Origin of the sequence: Micromonospora sp. AMSO12t, assembly GCF_008806585.1 — a bacterium.
Taxonomy (GTDB): domain Bacteria; phylum Actinomycetota; class Actinomycetes; order Mycobacteriales; family Micromonosporaceae; genus Micromonospora; species Micromonospora reichwaldensis.
Genome location: NZ_WAAS01000562.1, coordinates 1 through 654 on the forward strand (window position 1 = coordinate 1; position 654 = coordinate 654).

At 70.2% G+C, this 654-nt stretch carries 1 protein-coding gene; it reads right to left on the bottom strand.

Annotation, left to right across the window (positions count from 1 at the left end):
- The coding region (locus F6X68_RS32955) for a YbdK family carboxylate-amine ligase (RefSeq protein ID WP_255474826.1) at positions 1 to 596 on the bottom strand (596 nt) is incomplete at its 3' end.
- Positions 597 to 654 lie beyond the last annotated feature (58 nt).

Below are 654 nucleotides of genomic sequence, written 5' to 3' on the forward strand. Positions count from 1 at the left end.
CACGCCGACACCGGCACGTCCGCCACCCGCACCTCCAACGTCGGATGCGTCACCGACGGCCGGATGTCCCAGAACAACGTCCCCGGATCCACGATCGCCCCCGCCGCCGACAACATCTCCACGACCCGCTCGTAGTGAGCCACCGACGTGAACCGCGGCGGCGGCCCCGCCACCGGCCACCGCGGCCAGGTCATCGACCGCCAACTGGCGTAACCGGAGTCCCGCCCCTCCCAGTACGGCGAATTCGCCGTCAACGCGATCAACAACGGCAGATACGCCCGCAGATGATTGCTCACCAGCAACGCCCGCTCCCGATCCGGCAACTCCACGTGCACGTGCAACGCACAGATCGCCAACTCGTCGTGCAACCCCCGGAACGTCGCCGTACCCCGATCCTGCCGCGGCCCCCGCGTCACCGGCGGCGCCGTCGCACCCGGCAACACCGGCGTACCGGTCGCCACGATCCGCAACCCGTCGACCGCCGCGCACTCCGCCACCACCCGACGAGCCTCCACCAACTGCTCCAACAACCCCCGCACCGACGCCGTCGGATCCGTCCTTGTCTCCACGTGCAACGTCGTGATCTCACCCGACACCCGCGAACCCAACCGCGCCACGGCCTGATCCACCACCGCCCCCGCACCCGGCACCACA